Consider the following 13514-nt stretch of genomic DNA (forward strand, 5'->3'; position numbering starts at 1 on the left):
GCGGGGACGGGGATGCCTGGAATTCTATACGGGCGGTAGAATTTCTATGCGGCAGGGTGTCGCGACCGGCTCCGGACGGGATTCCCGGGCGGTCCACCGGTCCGTCCCTCAGTCCGGTCCGTCCCTCAGTCCGCTCCGTCCCTCAGTCCGCTCCGTCCATGAGCCCACCGGACCGGTGATCCCGTGGACCGGTGATCCCGCGGTCCGGCGGTCCGGCGGTCCGGCGGTCCGGCGGTCCGGCGGTCCGGCGGTCCGGCGGTCCGGCGGTCTAGACGGGATCCCGCTGCACCGGGCAGCTCATGCAGCGCGGCCCTCCCCTGCCCCGCCCCAGCTCACTGCCCGGGATCTCTATCACCTCGATGCCCTGCTTGCGCAGGTGCGTGTTGGTGGTGGCGTTCCGCTCGTAGGCGATGACCACGCCCGGCTCGACGGCCAGGACGTTGCAGCCGTCGTCCCACTGCTCGCGCTCGGCCGCGTGGACGTCCTGGGTGGCGGTCAGCACCCGGATCTCGCTGAGCCCCAGCGCGGCGGCGATCGCCCGGTGCATGTGCTCCGGCGGGTGGTCGGTGACCTTCAGCTCCTTCTCCCCCACTCCCGGCTCGATGGTGTACGAGCGGAGCATGCCGAGCCCGGCGTACTGGGTGAAGGTGTCGCCGTCGATCATCGTCATCACGGTGTCGAGGTGCATCAGGGCACGTCTCTTCGGCATGTCGAGCGCGACGATGGTCTCGGCGGAGCCGGCCGCGAAGAGCTTGTGCGCGAGCATCTCCACGGCCTGCGGCGTGGTCCGCTCGCTCATGCCGATCAGCACCGCGCCGTTGCCGAGGACCAGCAGGTCACCGCCCTCGATGGTGGACGGGTAGTCGGCCTGCCCCTCGGACCAGACGTGGAAGGGTTCCGCGCGGAACAGCGGGTGGTGCCGGTAGATCGCCTCGAAGTGCACCGTCTCGCGCTGCCGCGCGGGCCAGCGCATCGCGTTGACGGCGACGCCGTCGTAGATCCAGGCGGAGGTGTCGCGGGTGAAGAGGTGGTTGGGCAGCGGATCGAGCAGGAAGTCGTCGAGCTCCATGACGTGGAAGCGCACCGATACCGGCTCCGGGTGGACGTCCAGGAACTCCCGCTTGGTCATCCCGCCGACCAGCACCTGCGCCAGCTCGCGCGCGGGAAGCGTCTCGAACGCGGCCCGGAGGTGGTCGGTGGCCAGCGGACCGTACTCCTTCTCGTCGAAGACGCGGTCCAGGACGAGCGCACGCGCCGCCGGGACGTCCAGCGTCTCGGCGAGGAGGTCGCCGAAGAGGTGGACGGCGACGCCCCGGTCGCGCAGGACGTCGGCGAACCCGTCGTGCTCGGCGCGCGCCCGGCGCACCCAGAGCACGTCGTCGAAGAGCAGGGCGTCCTTGTTGCTGGGGGTGAGCCTTTTGAGCTCGAGATCGGGCCGGTGCAGGATGACGCGGCGCAGCCGTCCGGCCTCGGAGTCGACGTGGTAGGTCATGCCTCCATCCTGACCGCCCGGGTGCGGGTTCATCCCTCGGCGGGCGGGACGGGAGCCGGCGCGTGTCCCCCGGGCGCCGCGGCGGTCCCGCCGTACGGCCGCGGCCGGGCGTCCCCGTGCGGAGGGCCGCCCGGCCCGTTACGAAACCGGATCTTGAGGACTGGGGCTCCTCCCGGAGCCGGGCGGCCCGAGCCGACCGCCCGGCGGGGGCGGCTCGCTCAGGCGGCCCGGAACTCGAGGGGGTGGCGCTCCTTGCCTTTCACCTCGTGGACGAGGGGGCCGCCGTCCATCCGGCCGGTGAGGGTCGCGCGCCCGACCTTGGCCGTGACCTTCTCGGGCTGCTTCGCGCGGGCGGCCCGGCCCTCGGTCTTCGCAACGGCCTCGGCCTCCAGCCGCTCCGCCTCCCTCCGGGCCTTCTCACCGGCCAGGGCCACCCCCGCGACGACCATGCGGCCGAACCCGAATTTCTGGGCGTGCGTCAGGGCGTCGGCCGGGCCGGCGATACCGTCCACCATGTGGACGACCTCGGCGCCGTCGGCCCCCGTGCGGACCGGGAACGACTTGAGCTCGGCGTCGTGGCCGGGAGTAAAAAGCCGCTTTGCGGTGACGGCGCAGCCGGTCGTCTGGCCATCGGCGACGGCGAACCGCGAGCAGGTACAGGCGTGCAGCCCGGCGGTGGCGAGCACCCAGGGCCTCACCATGGCGCCCGGCCGTCTGGCGGCATGGCCTGCGGGCGCGGGCATACCCAGCGGCGGTCCCGGACGGGGCACGGGAGCGCACGAGAGCCCCGTCCGGGGCGTTCGGCCGTCGCCGCCCGCACGAGGCTCGGGGAGACACCGTCTCAGGTCTGCGACCGTTTGATCACCAACTACGTTGGCCGGGTGTAGAGTTGCAGCGCTTTTCCCTTACCTTGCGACCTGGGCCTCCGACGCGTCCGGGAGTACCGCTTCTGCTCTTCCGTCACAGATCAGTGCGGCTCGCAAGTTTTATCCGGATACCGGGCACAACCTCTGGTGGAGCGCGCAGCCATACCAGCCTTGGCAGGGCACCGAGAGCCAAGACACGTCGGCACGGCCTCAGCATGACCTCACGTTGTTCGCGTGGTGGTCGGGCTGAGCGCTGCGTGCCGAAGGTCCGATCACCGGAAAGGTACTCGGACTGTTGAACCTCCCTCTCGGCGTCAAGGTGCTCGTGGTGATCATCTGCACCTTGCTCTCCGTCATCATCGGCATCGTGGCGGGCCTCATCCACCACAAGCCCACTACTCCCAGGGGACCCACGTTCCTGTACGGCGGCGGTGTCTTCGGCGGGTCGCTGACGCTGTGCCTCGTGGTACTGACGTCGCTCGGCGTGCTGTGAACGCGCGGGAGCCCCGGAGGCGGCGACGGCTCTCCGGAGCTCCGACGCGCTAACGGACTGGGGACAGCCGGAACAGGCGAGGCACGCCCGGACCGAACAGCACGCCGTGCGGGGTGGTGATGGTCTCGACCCAGAACATCTCGGGATCGGCCTTCAAGAGGGTCTCAAGTTCATCCGACAGGCTGTCGTCCGTGTCGCCGTCCTCCGGCGGCTCGTAGTCGCCCAGACGGACGACCCGCTGCCACTCGTTGCCGACCCACGCCTCGATGTGTAAGAGCTGCATGGTGTACAGGATCCCGCAGCGCGGCGACGATCGCCTCGCGCCGCGGCACGGCGAGCGGGGCCGGCTTCCCCGCCCTTGCCGCGCCGGACCAGTGCCACCGCATCCGCCTCCAGCAGCAGCACCGCCGTGCAGCGCTCGGTGTCCGCCTCGGGGTATTCGGGTCGTCCGGGGGCGCGGACGCGGCGAACGGGACCGCCCCCTTCCGGGGCGGTCCCGTTCGAAGTCCCGTCGTGGCCGTGCCCGTGTTACGGCAGCTGGGCCTGGACCTGGGAGGAGATCAGCTCCAGGTGGTCGAGGTCGTCCAGGTCGAGGAGCTGGAGGTAGATCCGGCGGGAGCCGGTCTCGGCGTAGCGGCCGATCTTGTCGACGACCTCGGCCGGGGAGCCGGCCAGGCCGTTCGCCTTGAGTTCGTCGACCTCGCGGCCGATCGCGGCGGCGCGGCGGGCGACCTCCCGGTCGTCCTTGCCGACGCAGACGACGAGGGCGTTGGAGTAGACGAGGTCGTCCGGGTTCCGGCCGGCCTCCCGGGCCGCGGCGCGGACCCGGCCGAACTGGCGCTCGGTGTCCTCGATCGAGGCGAAGGGGATGTTGAACTCGTCGGCGAACCGGGCGGCCAGCCGCGGGGTGCGGGTCGCGCCGTGGCCGCCGATGAGCACCGGCACCTTGCGCTGGGCGGGCTTGGGGAGCGCCGGGGACTGCGTGAGGTCGTAGTACGTGCCGTGGAAGTCGAAGGTCTTGCCGACCTCGGTGGCCCACAGCCCGGTGACGATCTCCAGCTGCTCCTCGAGGCGGCCGAACTTCTCCTTCGGGAAGGGGATGCCGTACGCCTTGTGCTCCTCCTCGAACCAGCCCGCGCCCAGGCCCAGCTCGACGCGGCCGCCGGACATCTGGTCGACCTGGGCGACCTGGATGGCGAGGACGCCGGGGAGGCGGAAGGTGCCGGCGGTCATCAGCGTGCCGAGCCGGATGCGCCGGGTCTCGCGGGCGAGTCCGGCGAGGGTGATCCAGGCGTCGGTGGGGCCGGGCAGGCCGTCCACGGAGCCCATCTTGAGGTAGTGGTCGGAGCGGAAGAAGGCGTCGAAGCCGAGGTCCTCGGTGGCCTTGGCGACGGTGAGCAGAGTGTCGTAGGTGGCCCCCTGCTGGGGCTCGGTGAAGATACGCAGATCCATGCGTCCATCCTGCACGCCCGGCCGCTCCGGCCCGACCGGTCCCCCCCGGCGCGCCCCGCGGCCGGTGCCGGGGGACCGGTCAGCCGGCCTCCCGCTCCGGCAGCGCCTGCTCGCGGTCGGCCAGTTTGCGGAGCATCTCCAGGACGCGGTCCCGGGACTCGTCCGCCGCGTCGATGGCCTCCATGCACTGCCAGTACGTGGCCTCGTCGTCCGCGGAGCAGGCGAGGCCGACCAGGGCGATGCCGACCTCGCCGAGCAGTCCCCCGAGGTACCTCAGCGACTGGCGTGCCTCGCCCAGTTCGGTGAGCTGGGCCGCGCGCAGTTCCCCGGGGTCGAGTTCGGGGGCGCCCAGCACACCGCAGCCGCGGCCCGCCAGCTCCGTCAGCCCCAGCGCCTCGCCGCGCAGTTCCGGTGGACCGGCGACCGCGAGGCGGCTGCCTATCGCCTGGGCGAGGGCCTGCGCCTGCCACACCTCGGTCAGCAGCGCCGGCCGGTCGCCGCCCGCGGCCAGGGCCCGCCTGCTCGTCACGATGAGCCGCACAGCGTCCATGCGCTGCCCCCGTCTTCTTCCGCCCGAACTCCCCTGTTCACTACCCAGAGTGAGGGAGCGCGAGACAAAAAGCCAGAGGAAGACCGAAATCTGGGGAAACACAGGCCCGCACGACCACTCCGTCGACTACGGAGAGTAAGGATTGGATACGTCACTCCGGCACTCGCGGGGCACCCGCGGGGCCGGGCGTCCTCGGTTCGGGCGTCCTCGGTTCGGGCGTCCGGGTTCGTCAGCGCGGGAACCTGCGCTCGTTGCGGTCGATCTTGTCGGCCAGTGCGGTCAGCGGGTCGATGCCGAGGACCTCGCACAACTGGAGGAGGTAGGCGAGGACGTCGGCGACCTCGTCGGTGACGCGATGCGCGGTGCCGGGGTCGTCCATGACGCGGACGGACTCCTCCGGCGTGAGCCACTGGAAGATCTCGACCAGTTCGGACGCCTCCACGCTGAGCGCGGCGACGAGGTTCTTCGGGGTGTGGTAGGGCTGCCAGTCGCGCGCCGCGGCGAACTCGGCGAGGCGGCGCTGGAGTGCCGCCACGCCGAGGGGCTCGCGCGGGCCCCCGTCGGCGGGCGGGCCCGGGGAGGTGTGGTCGTGCGGATCGGTCACGGTCCAGGTGTACCACCCTCGTCCCGTCCGCCTCCGCGGCCCAGGTGCACCACCGTCACCCCGTCCGCCTCCGTGGCCCAGGAGGCGTCGCTCACCGTGCCGACCAGCCGGATGTGTCCGCGTTCGCACATCCGCGCCGCCAGCCGCAGCAGTTCCGCGCGCTGGAGCGGGTCCAGTGCCCGGTCGAGGCCGTCGGCGAGCACCGTGAGGGTCTGCAGCGCGGCGGGGACCTCGCCGGGCGCGTCGACCTCCAGCACGCCGGGGCCGGTGAGCAGCACCAGCGCGAGGGCGGTGTAGCGCAGTTCGCCGTCGCCCAGCAGCCGCAGATCGGTGCGGGTGCCGTCGCCCCGGGCCAGCAGGGCGCGGACCCGTCCCGCGCCGTACGGCTCGGCGAGCAGGTCGGCGACCGGCCCGGCGCACCCGGCGCGCACCGCGGCCACCAGGAGCGCGTGCCGGCGCCCGCACTCCACGCGGGTGCGCCACAGCACGTCGGCGAGGTTGTCGCAGCCGCCGAGCAGCCGGCCGGTGCCGGTCGGCACGGGGGCGCGCATCCGGTCGGGGCGGGGGTCGCAGGGGAAGACGGAGCGCAGGGCGACCACCATCTGCTCGGCGGCGGCGAGCACCCTGCGCTGCCCGGGCGTCGTGCCGGCCACGCGCAGCGGCAGCAGCGCGGTGCCGAGGCGGTCGTCCGGCAGGGGGGCACGGGTCACCGGGGTCGCCCCGGCCGTGTGCCAGGCGGCCTGCACCGTGCGGCGCCGGGGATCGCGCAGGGCGGTCTCCAGCAGGACCTGCCCGTCCGCCGTGAGCCGCTCCCCCACGATCCGCAGTTCGGGTTCGGCCTGGACGGCGACCTCGAGCCGGACGGGACCCTCGGGGCCGTCGGCGGTGCAGCCGAGGCGGAAGCCGCGCCGCTGCTGGGCGTCGGCCCGGGCCCGCTCCGGCACGCAGGCGCCCGGGTCGGGGAACGCCTCGCCGAGCGCGGCCCCGCCGCCGAGCCGGGCGAGGGCCTCGTAGGCGCGCAGGGCGCTGGTCTTGCCGCTGCCGCTGGGGCCGGCGAGCAGGGTGAGCGCCCCGAGGGGGAGCCCGACGCCGCGGTGCCCGGCGAAGGCGGACAGCAGCAGCTCGGTGACCCGTGGCCGGCCGGGGTGCCCCACGGTGCCGTCGGGGCGGGCGCCGGGCAGGGGCAGCGGACGGCCGGCGGACCCGGCGGGCGGTGCGGCCGGCGCCGGACTCCCGTCCGGGGCCGCGGGCGCGGGCGGCGGGCCCGGGTCCGCCGGGGACGACGGGGAGGCCGGAGAAGTCGGGGAGGGCGGAGAGGCCGGGGAGGGTCGGATCATGTGCGGGACGTTAGGACGCCGATGCGGGGCGAACCGTTCCGCTCGGGCGGTCTTCCTCCGTTCGGACGATGCGTCCTGCGCGCGCCTTCACTCCCCGGGCGCCTCGCGCGCCTCCGCGTGCGGCCCTCCGGCACCCCGCGCGCCACGCGCCCCCGCACCCGCACCCGCACCCGGCGGCACGCCGCTCACGCTCCCGGAACCCCGACGCCCTCCATCAGGCCGGTCACCTCCGTGCCGGCCGGGGTCAGCAGGAAGACGTTGCGGTCCACCCGGTGCATTCCGCTCGCCAGGCCGAAGACGACCCCCGTGCTGAAGTCCAGGACCCGCTTGGCGACCTCCGTCTCCGCCCCCGTCAGGTCGAGCAGCACCGGTATCCCGGCCATCAGCGTCTCGGCGACGTCGCGGGCGTCCGCGAACACGTTCACCCGCAGGACGACGAAGCGGCGTCGCGCCTCGGTCTCGGCCTCGGGCACGGACCGGTGGCCCACTGCGGACGGCCAGGCGTCACGGCCACGCAGCGGCACGACCTGGGCGAGCCCTTCCCACTGTTCGTCGGTGACATCGTGGCTGCTCACCGGCATGCTCCGTCCTGGGTCGCGCTGGCTGTCTGCATCGGTCAATTCTTACGCATGGTCACCCGTTCGGCCCAACAACGACACGCTCCGCCATCTCGGGCGCTCCCGCCGTCCCCGTACGCCGACGACCGCCCCGCCGCACCGCGGTCGTGCGCGGGGAGCGCCCCGCGCCGGGTCCGGCGCCGCACGGGTGCGGCATCCGAGCGACCGGGAACACGGGCCGGGTGACAATCGTTGCACCCGAGACCGACCACGTACGAGGAGTCACCCGCTTGTCCGCCAGACCGACGGACCCCCCGGGGCACAGTCCCGGACCATCCCGCCCCAGCACTCCTGACCGCGGCACCCGGCGGGGTGGTGTGCGATGAGTGCCGCCGAGGCGCTGCTGGGCCTGCTGGCCGTTTTCGTGCTCACCGCCGGCACCGGCTACTTCGTCGCCCAGGAGTTCGCCTACGTCTCCGCCGACCGGCTCGCGCTCGCCCGTGAGGCCGAGGCCGGGGACCGCGGGGCCGCCCGCGCCCTGAAGGTGCTGCAGCGCCTGTCGTTCATGCTGTCGGGCGCCCAGCTCGGCATCACCGTCACCGGTCTGGTCGTCGGCTTCATCGCCGAGCCGTCGGTGTCCGCGCTGCTCAGGCCCGCGCTGTCGGGCGTCGGCATCCCCGACGCCGCCGTGAGCGGGATCTCCGTGGTGCTGGCCTTCGTCCTCGCCACCGTCGTGCAGATGGTGCTGGGCGAACTGGCCCCGAAGAACCTCGCGATCGCCGTGCCGGAGCGGCTGGCGAAGGCCCTGGCCGGCTCCACCCTGGCGTACCTGAAGGTGGTCGGGCCGCTCGTGCGGGTCTTCGACGGCGCGGCGAACCGGCTGCTGCGCCGCGTCGGCATCGAGCCGGTCGAGGAGCTGCACCACGGCGCCACGCTGGAGGAGCTCGGCCACCTGATCGGCGAGTCGCACGAGAGCGGCGCGCTGCCCGGGCACACCGCCACCCTGCTGGACCACGCGCTGGACTTCTCCGAGCGCACCCTGCGCGAGGTGATGGTGCCGCGCGCGGACGCCGTGTTCGTGCGCAGGGACGCGAGCGCCGACGAGGCGGTCGGGCTGATCGCCGCCCACGGCCACTCGAACTACCCCGTGCTCGGCGACCACCCCGACGACGTCGCGGGCGTGCTGGGCGTGCGCGAGCTGATGGCGCTGCCCGCCGGCCGGTTCGCCGGCGCCACCGCGGGCGCGGCGGCCCGCCGGCCCCTGCTGCTGCCGGACACGCTCCCGCTGCCCGACGCGGTGGCGCGGATGCGCGAGCAGGACGACGAGTTCGCCGTCGTCCTGGACGAACACGGCGGCGTGGCCGGCGTCGTCACCTACGAGGACATCGCCGAGGAACTCGTCGGGGACATCGCCGACGAGACCGACGAGGTCACCGAGGCGGCGGTCGCGGACGGCGACGGCTGGCTCGTGGACGCCGGCCGCCGGCTGGACGAGGTGGCCGAGGCGACCGGCGTGCACCTGCCCGAGGAGGACGACTACGACACGGTGGCCGGGCTGATCGTGGACCGGCTGGGCCGCTTCCCCGCGGTCGGCGACCGGATCACCGTCGCGCTGCCCGCGGGCGGCGGCGCGGTGATCGACGTCCGCACGCTCGACCGGCACGTGGCCGAGCGCGTACGGATCACCCCCCTGGTGGAGGAGCGGACGACGGAGGAGCCCGCATGAGTTTCCCGATGGCCCTCTTCGTGACCGTGCTGCTGCTGATCGGCAGCGGGTTCTTCGTGGCCGCCGAGTTCGCGCTGGTCGCCGCCAAGCGGCACCGCATGGAGAAGGCGGCGGCCGAGGGGCGGCGCGGCGCGGGCTCCGCGCTGGCCGGCCTGCGCGAGCTGTCGCTGATGCTGGCCGGCGCCCAGCTGGGCATCACGGTGTGCACGCTGGGCCTGGGCTCGGTGTCCAAGCCCGCGATCTCGCACCGGCTGGACCCGCTCCTGCAGGCGCTGGGCCTGCCCGGCGCGCTCAGTTACGGCGTGGCGTTCGCCGTCGCGATGGCCGTGGTGGTGTTCCTGCACATGGTGGTCGGCGAGATGGCCCCCAAGTCGTGGGCGATCGCCCACCCGGAGCGCTCCGCGATGCTGCTGTCCCCGCCCTTCCGGGCGCTGGTGAAGGCCGTGCGGCCGCTGATCCGGCTGCTCAACGCGGTGAGCAACGGACTCGTACGGCTGTGCCGGGTGACCCCGCGCGACGAGCTGGCCCCGGTCCACGACCGCGAGCAGCTCACCCACCTGGTGACGGAGTCCGAGCGGCTCGGCCTGATCAGCGCGGCCGACTCGCAGCTGCTGACGCGTTCGCTGACCGAGCCCGGGACGCCGGTCGGCGCGCTGTGCGTCCCGGCCGAGCGGATCGTCTCGGTCGACGGCGGCGCCGGCATCGACGAGCTGCTGCGGGTGGCCGCCGCCCACGACCGCACCCGGCTGCTGGTCCGCGAGGGGGGCGCGGTGCTCGGCACGGTGCACGCCCGTGACGCCCTGGTCGCCCGGGCCCGCGGCCGGGCGACCCACGCCCGCGAGCTGGCCCGCCCGGTACCGGAGGTGACCGACGGCACGACGGTCGCCGACGCGATCGAGACGCTGCGCCGCCGCCGGGCCACCCTGGCGGTGGTCCGCGACGGCACCGGCCGGCTGACCGGCATGGTCACCCTGGACGACCTGCTGGCCCGGCTGGTGCAGCCGGCCGCGGGCTGAGCCGGGGGCCGGTCCGGGGGCGCGGCCCCCGGACCGGCCCGGGGTCATCCCGCGAGCACCGCCTCCGCCGCCGCCACGCCGCAGACGCGGGCCGCGCCGTGGGTGGCGATGTACAGGGCGCCGCGCGGGGAGGACTGCGGCACCCCCATCTCCACGACCACGGTGTCCGGGGCGGCGGCGAGCAGGGTGTCCAGGGCGGCGCGCATCCACGGGTGCCGGTGCTCGTCGCGGACCACGGCGACGACGCGCCGGTCGCCGGCCGCCCTCAGTGCCTGTTCACCGGCGTCGGGGCCGGTGAAGAAGCCGGTGGTGGTGCCCGGCAGCAGCCGTTCCAGTTCCGCGCCGACGCCCCAGGGCGTCTCGTCGCCCACGGCGATGTTCGCGCCCGGGGCGAAGGTGGCCACGTGGACCGGTCCGGCGGGCGGGGCGGTGGGCCGGGTGCGGGTGACGGTCACCGCGCGGCGGGCCGCGGTGAGGCCGATCTCCGGATCGGGCGCGGCCGCCGGGGCCGGGGTGCGCCGTGCCTCGGTGGTCCAGTCGGCCAGGGCGCGGACCCGGGCGGCGGCGTCCGCCAGCCGTTCCTCGGGCAGCTCGCCGGAGCGGACGGCCCCGACGAGCGCGTCCTGGAGGCGCTGCACGGTCTCCTCGTCGCAGAGCCCGCCGCCCACGCAGATCGCGTCCGCGCCGGCGGCGATGGCCAGGACGACGCCGTGCTCGAGTCCGTAGGTCGCGGAGACGGCCCGCATCTCCATGCCGTCGGTGACGATGAGGCCCCGGTAGCCGAGTTCGCCGCGCAGCAGGTCGGTGAGGATGCGGCGGGAGAGGGTGGCCGGGCGGTCGGGGTCGAGGACGGGGACCCGGATGTGCGCGCTCATGACGGCGCGGGTGCCGGCCTCGATCGCCGCCCGGAACGGCCGCAGTTCGCGCTCCTCGAGCGTCTCGGCGTCGAGGTCGATGTGCGGGAGCGCGTGGTGCGAGTCGACGCCGGTGTCGCCGTGGCCCGGGAAGTGCTTGGTGCAGGCGGCGACGCCGGTGGACTGCAGGCCCTCGACGTAGGCGGCGGTGTGCCGGGCCACCAGGTGGGGGTCCCCGCCGAAGGAGCGCACGCCGATCACCGGGTTGTGGGGGTTGGCGTTGACGTCGGCCGACGGCGCCCAGTTGAGGTTGACCCCGCACGCGGCGAGGCGGCGGCCCAGTTCGCGGGCGACGTCCCGGGTGAGGTCGGTGTCGTCGACGGCGCCGAGGGCGTGGCTGCCGGGGAAGGAGGAGCCGGTGCGCACCTCCAGGCGGGTGACGTCGCCGCTCTCCTCGTCGATGGCCACCAGCAGGTCGTCCCGCTCGGCCCGCAGCTGCGCGGTGAGGGCGGCGACCTGCTCGGCGTCGGCGACGTTGCGGCCGAAGAGGGCGACGGAGGCCAGCCCCTCGCCCAGCCGGCGACGCACCCAGTCGGGTGCGGTGGTGCCGTCGAAACCCGGCTGCAGCACGGCCAGCGCGTCCCGGGTGAGGGTGTCGGTGCCGGTGGTGAATGTGGTCATCGGGGGGCGTTATCCCTTCACGGCGCCCGCGGTGAGGCCGCTGACGGCCTTGCGCTGCAGGTAGACGAAGAGGATCAGGATCGGGACGGCGAACAGCGACGAGGCGGCCATGGTCGCGCCCCAGTCGTTGCCGAACTGGGTCTGGAAGCTGGACAGCCACAGCGGCAGGGTCTGCGCCTCGGCGTCCTTGTTGAGCACCAGGACCAGCGCGAACTCGTTCCAGGCGGTGATGAAGCCGAACAGCGAGGTGGCCATCAGGCCCGGGGCGAGCAGCGGCAGGATGACCCGGCGGAACGCCTGGGCGCGGGTGCAGCCGTCGACCATCGCCGCCTCCTCCAGCTCCCTGGGCACGGCGGCGACGAAGCCGCGCAGCGTCAGGAGGGTGAAGGGCAGGATCATCATCGTGTAGAAGAGGGTGAGCGGCACGAGGCTGTTCAGCATCGAGGCGTCCCGCACGATCATGTAGATCGCGATGATCATGACTTCCCAGGGCGCCATCTGGGCCAGCATGAAGCCGATGATGAAGCCGCGCCGCCCCCTGAACCGCATCCGGGCCAGGGCGAAGGAGCCGGCCAGCGCGATGACCAGCGAGAAGACGACGGCCAGGACGGTGACGGTCAGCGAGTTGCGGACGTACGTCCAGAAGTGGTCGACGCCGGTCGCGGTGCGGAAGTGCTCGAAGGTGATGTCGGTCGGGAACCAGACCGGGTCCTCCGCGATGATGTCGCCGGTCGGTTTGAGGGCCGTGGCGAACATCCAGTACACGGGGAAGACGCAGCCGACGAACAGGACGGCGGCCGTGACGTTGGGCCACAGACGGCCGAAGAGCGAGCGCTTCACAGCTCGTCCTCCTCTTGCTTGAGCACGATCCTGAGGTAGTGGGCGGTCAGGCCGAGCAGGATCAGGATGGTCAGGACCGCGATCGCCGCGCCCATGCCGTAGTGCTGGTTGCCCATGCCCTCGACGTAGGCGTAGACGGGGAGGATCTCGGTGAGCCGGTCGGGACCGCCGCGGTTGTAGAGGAAGACCTGGACGAACGCCTTGAAGACCCAGATGACTTCCAGGAAGGTCGTCGCGTAGAGGAACGGCCGCAGGAACGGCAGGGTGACCGTGGTGAAGCTCTGCCAGGCGCCGGCGCCGTCGAGGGACGCGGCCTCGTAGAGCTCCTTCGGGATGGTGGTCGTCGCCGCGTACAGGTTGATCGCGACGAACGGGATGGACATCCACACGATCAGCAGGGTGATGACGAAGAAGGTCGACAGCTGGCTGCTGGTCCAGCTGTAGTCGGCCATGGAGTGCCAGCCGAGCTTGTCCAGGACCCAGTTGACGACGCCGAAGCGCTGGGCGAACAGCCACTGGTAGACGGTGGTGGCGGCCACGATCGGCATGGCCCAGGCCAGCACCAGGCCGAGCAGCAGGGTGACCCGCATCCGCTTGCCGAGGCGGGCGAGCAGCAGGCCGACCAGCGCTCCCAGGACCATGATCAGGACGACGTTGACCGCCGTGAACAGGATCGAGCGGAGGGTGACCCGCCAGAAGTCCCCGCTGGTGAGGGTCGCCGTGTAGTTGTCGACGCCGTTCCACTCGGTGGCGTGCTGGATCAGCTGCGCCATGTTGAGGTTCTGGAACGACAGCAGCACGTCCTTCAGCAGCGGCCAGCCGAGCAGCAGCACGGTGGCCGCGCAGGCGGGCAGCAGCAACAGGTACGGGGCGTACGCGCCGGCCCGCGACGCCGCTCGCGGGGCCGGCGCGCCGGGTCCCCCGTCGTCCGCCTTGCGGAGGTCCGCCGGGCCGGAGGGCGGCCGTTCGGTCTGCACGGTCATGCTCGCGATCTCTCTTCTCGACGTGCCCGAACGCGGTGCGGGGGCCGTCGCGTGGCCGGCCCC

General features: G+C 73.4%; 14 protein-coding genes and 1 pseudogene. 3 read left to right on the forward strand and 12 right to left on the reverse strand.

All coding sequences use genetic code 11. The features are described from left to right. Nucleotides 1–268: 268 nt before the first annotated feature. A complete protein-coding gene (locus ACZ56B_RS04355) occupies nucleotides 269–1492 on the reverse strand; it encodes an arginine deiminase (protein WP_468786109.1) in 1224 nt (407 codons plus the stop codon). A 218-nt stretch (nucleotides 1493–1710) separates the two neighbouring features. Continuing rightward, nucleotides 1711–2235, reverse strand: a complete 525-nt coding sequence (locus tag ACZ56B_RS04360) for a hypothetical protein (RefSeq protein WP_468786111.1) — start codon at nucleotides 2233–2235, stop codon at nucleotides 1711–1713. Between the two features lie 418 nt (nucleotides 2236–2653). Between ACZ56B_RS04360 and ACZ56B_RS04365 the strand changes: the two genes are divergently transcribed. Further along, on the forward strand, nucleotides 2654–2851 hold the full coding sequence (locus ACZ56B_RS04365; RefSeq protein ID WP_468786113.1) for a hypothetical protein: 198 nt from the start codon (nucleotides 2654–2656) through the stop codon (nucleotides 2849–2851). Between the two features lie 49 nt (nucleotides 2852–2900). Here ACZ56B_RS04365 and ACZ56B_RS04370 read toward each other — a convergent pair whose 3' ends face one another. The 7 genes and pseudogenes from ACZ56B_RS04370 to ACZ56B_RS04400 all read right to left on the reverse strand — a co-directional run bounded on the left by ACZ56B_RS04370 (nucleotide 2901) and on the right by ACZ56B_RS04400 (nucleotide 7375). Continuing rightward, entirely contained in the window at nucleotides 2901–3134 is a 234-nt protein-coding gene (locus ACZ56B_RS04370; protein WP_468786115.1) for a hypothetical protein, read from the reverse strand. A gap of 8 nt (nucleotides 3135–3142) precedes the next feature. Continuing rightward, nucleotides 3143–3289 (reverse strand): annotated as a pseudogene (locus ACZ56B_RS04375) (3' terminal RNA ribose 2'-O-methyltransferase Hen1); the annotation flags it as partial. 90 nt (nucleotides 3290–3379) lie between these two features. Then, nucleotides 3380–4303: an LLM class F420-dependent oxidoreductase gene (locus ACZ56B_RS04380; RefSeq protein WP_468786117.1), complete on the reverse strand. Its 924-nt coding sequence runs from the start codon at nucleotides 4301–4303 to the stop codon at nucleotides 3380–3382. A 79-nt stretch (nucleotides 4304–4382) separates the two neighbouring features. Further along, on the reverse strand, nucleotides 4383–4853 hold the full coding sequence (locus ACZ56B_RS04385; protein WP_468786119.1) for a DUF6099 family protein: 471 nt from the start codon (nucleotides 4851–4853) through the stop codon (nucleotides 4383–4385). 229 nt (nucleotides 4854–5082) lie between these two features. Then, on the reverse strand, nucleotides 5083–5457 hold the full coding sequence (locus tag ACZ56B_RS04390) for a nucleotide pyrophosphohydrolase (protein ID WP_468786121.1): 375 nt from the start codon (nucleotides 5455–5457) through the stop codon (nucleotides 5083–5085). Beyond that, a complete protein-coding gene (locus ACZ56B_RS04395; protein WP_468786123.1) occupies nucleotides 5454–6794 on the reverse strand; it encodes an ATP-binding protein in 1341 nt (446 codons plus the stop codon). Before ACZ56B_RS04395 ends, ACZ56B_RS04390 begins: the two co-directional genes overlap by 4 nt. Before the next feature lie 185 nt (nucleotides 6795–6979). Next, nucleotides 6980–7375, reverse strand: coding sequence for a cell division protein SepF (locus tag ACZ56B_RS04400; protein WP_468786125.1), 396 nt, complete (start codon nucleotides 7373–7375; stop codon nucleotides 6980–6982). Between the two features lie 358 nt (nucleotides 7376–7733). Between ACZ56B_RS04400 and ACZ56B_RS04405 the strand changes: the two genes are divergently transcribed. Next, complete coding sequence (locus ACZ56B_RS04405) at nucleotides 7734–9077, forward strand: hemolysin family protein (protein WP_468786127.1); 1344 nt, start codon at nucleotides 7734–7736, stop codon at nucleotides 9075–9077. Next, nucleotides 9074–10093, forward strand: coding sequence for a hemolysin family protein (locus ACZ56B_RS04410; RefSeq protein ID WP_468786129.1), 1020 nt, complete (start codon nucleotides 9074–9076; stop codon nucleotides 10091–10093). Before ACZ56B_RS04405 ends, ACZ56B_RS04410 begins: the two co-directional genes overlap by 4 nt. 44 nt (nucleotides 10094–10137) lie before the next feature. Here the strand turns inward: ACZ56B_RS04410 and ACZ56B_RS04415 are convergent, their stop codons facing one another. Genes ACZ56B_RS04415 through ACZ56B_RS04425 form a run of 3 tightly spaced genes read right to left on the reverse strand, consistent with a single transcriptional unit; the run spans nucleotide 10138 to nucleotide 13451 of the window. Beyond that, nucleotides 10138–11628, reverse strand: a complete 1491-nt coding sequence (locus ACZ56B_RS04415) for a glycoside hydrolase family 3 protein (protein ID WP_468786131.1) — start codon at nucleotides 11626–11628, stop codon at nucleotides 10138–10140. 9 nt (nucleotides 11629–11637) lie between these two features. After that, nucleotides 11638–12468 carry a carbohydrate ABC transporter permease gene (locus tag ACZ56B_RS04420; RefSeq protein ID WP_468786133.1) on the reverse strand — a complete coding sequence of 277 codons (831 nt, stop codon included), beginning with the start codon at nucleotides 12466–12468 and terminating at the stop codon, nucleotides 11638–11640. Beyond that, nucleotides 12465–13451, reverse strand: a complete 987-nt coding sequence (locus tag ACZ56B_RS04425) for a carbohydrate ABC transporter permease (RefSeq protein ID WP_468786135.1) — start codon at nucleotides 13449–13451, stop codon at nucleotides 12465–12467. Before ACZ56B_RS04425 ends, ACZ56B_RS04420 begins: the two co-directional genes overlap by 4 nt. Nucleotides 13452–13514 lie beyond the last annotated feature (63 nt).

It is taken from the genome of Streptomyces sp. NPDC034670 (assembly GCF_055574875.1).

Bases quoted from the DNA above. Each gene is read 5' to 3' on its own strand.
- ACZ56B_RS04410 (WP_468786129.1), top strand. From the start codon at position 9,074: ATGAGTTTCCCGATGGCCCTCTTCGTGACCGTGCTGCTGCTGATCGGC.
- ACZ56B_RS04415 (WP_468786131.1), bottom strand. From the start codon at position 11,628: ATGACCACATTCACCACCGGCACCGACACCCTCACCCGGGACGCGCTG.
- ACZ56B_RS04400 (WP_468786125.1), bottom strand. From the start codon at position 7,375: ATGCCGGTGAGCAGCCACGATGTCACCGACGAACAGTGGGAAGGGCTC.
- ACZ56B_RS04360 (WP_468786111.1), bottom strand. From the start codon at position 2,235: ATGCCCGCGCCCGCAGGCCATGCCGCCAGACGGCCGGGCGCCATGGTG.
- ACZ56B_RS04385 (WP_468786119.1), bottom strand. From the start codon at position 4,853: ATGGACGCTGTGCGGCTCATCGTGACGAGCAGGCGGGCCCTGGCCGCG.
- ACZ56B_RS04395 (WP_468786123.1), bottom strand. From the start codon at position 6,794: ATGATCCGACCCTCCCCGGCCTCTCCGCCCTCCCCGACTTCTCCGGCC.
- ACZ56B_RS04425 (WP_468786135.1), bottom strand. From the start codon at position 13,451: ATGACCGTGCAGACCGAACGGCCGCCCTCCGGCCCGGCGGACCTCCGC.
- ACZ56B_RS04355 (WP_468786109.1), bottom strand. From the start codon at position 1,492: ATGACCTACCACGTCGACTCCGAGGCCGGACGGCTGCGCCGCGTCATC.
- ACZ56B_RS04370 (WP_468786115.1), bottom strand. From the start codon at position 3,134: ATGCAGCTCTTACACATCGAGGCGTGGGTCGGCAACGAGTGGCAGCGG.
- ACZ56B_RS04380 (WP_468786117.1), bottom strand. From the start codon at position 4,303: ATGGATCTGCGTATCTTCACCGAGCCCCAGCAGGGGGCCACCTACGAC.
- ACZ56B_RS04405 (WP_468786127.1), top strand. From the start codon at position 7,734: ATGAGTGCCGCCGAGGCGCTGCTGGGCCTGCTGGCCGTTTTCGTGCTC.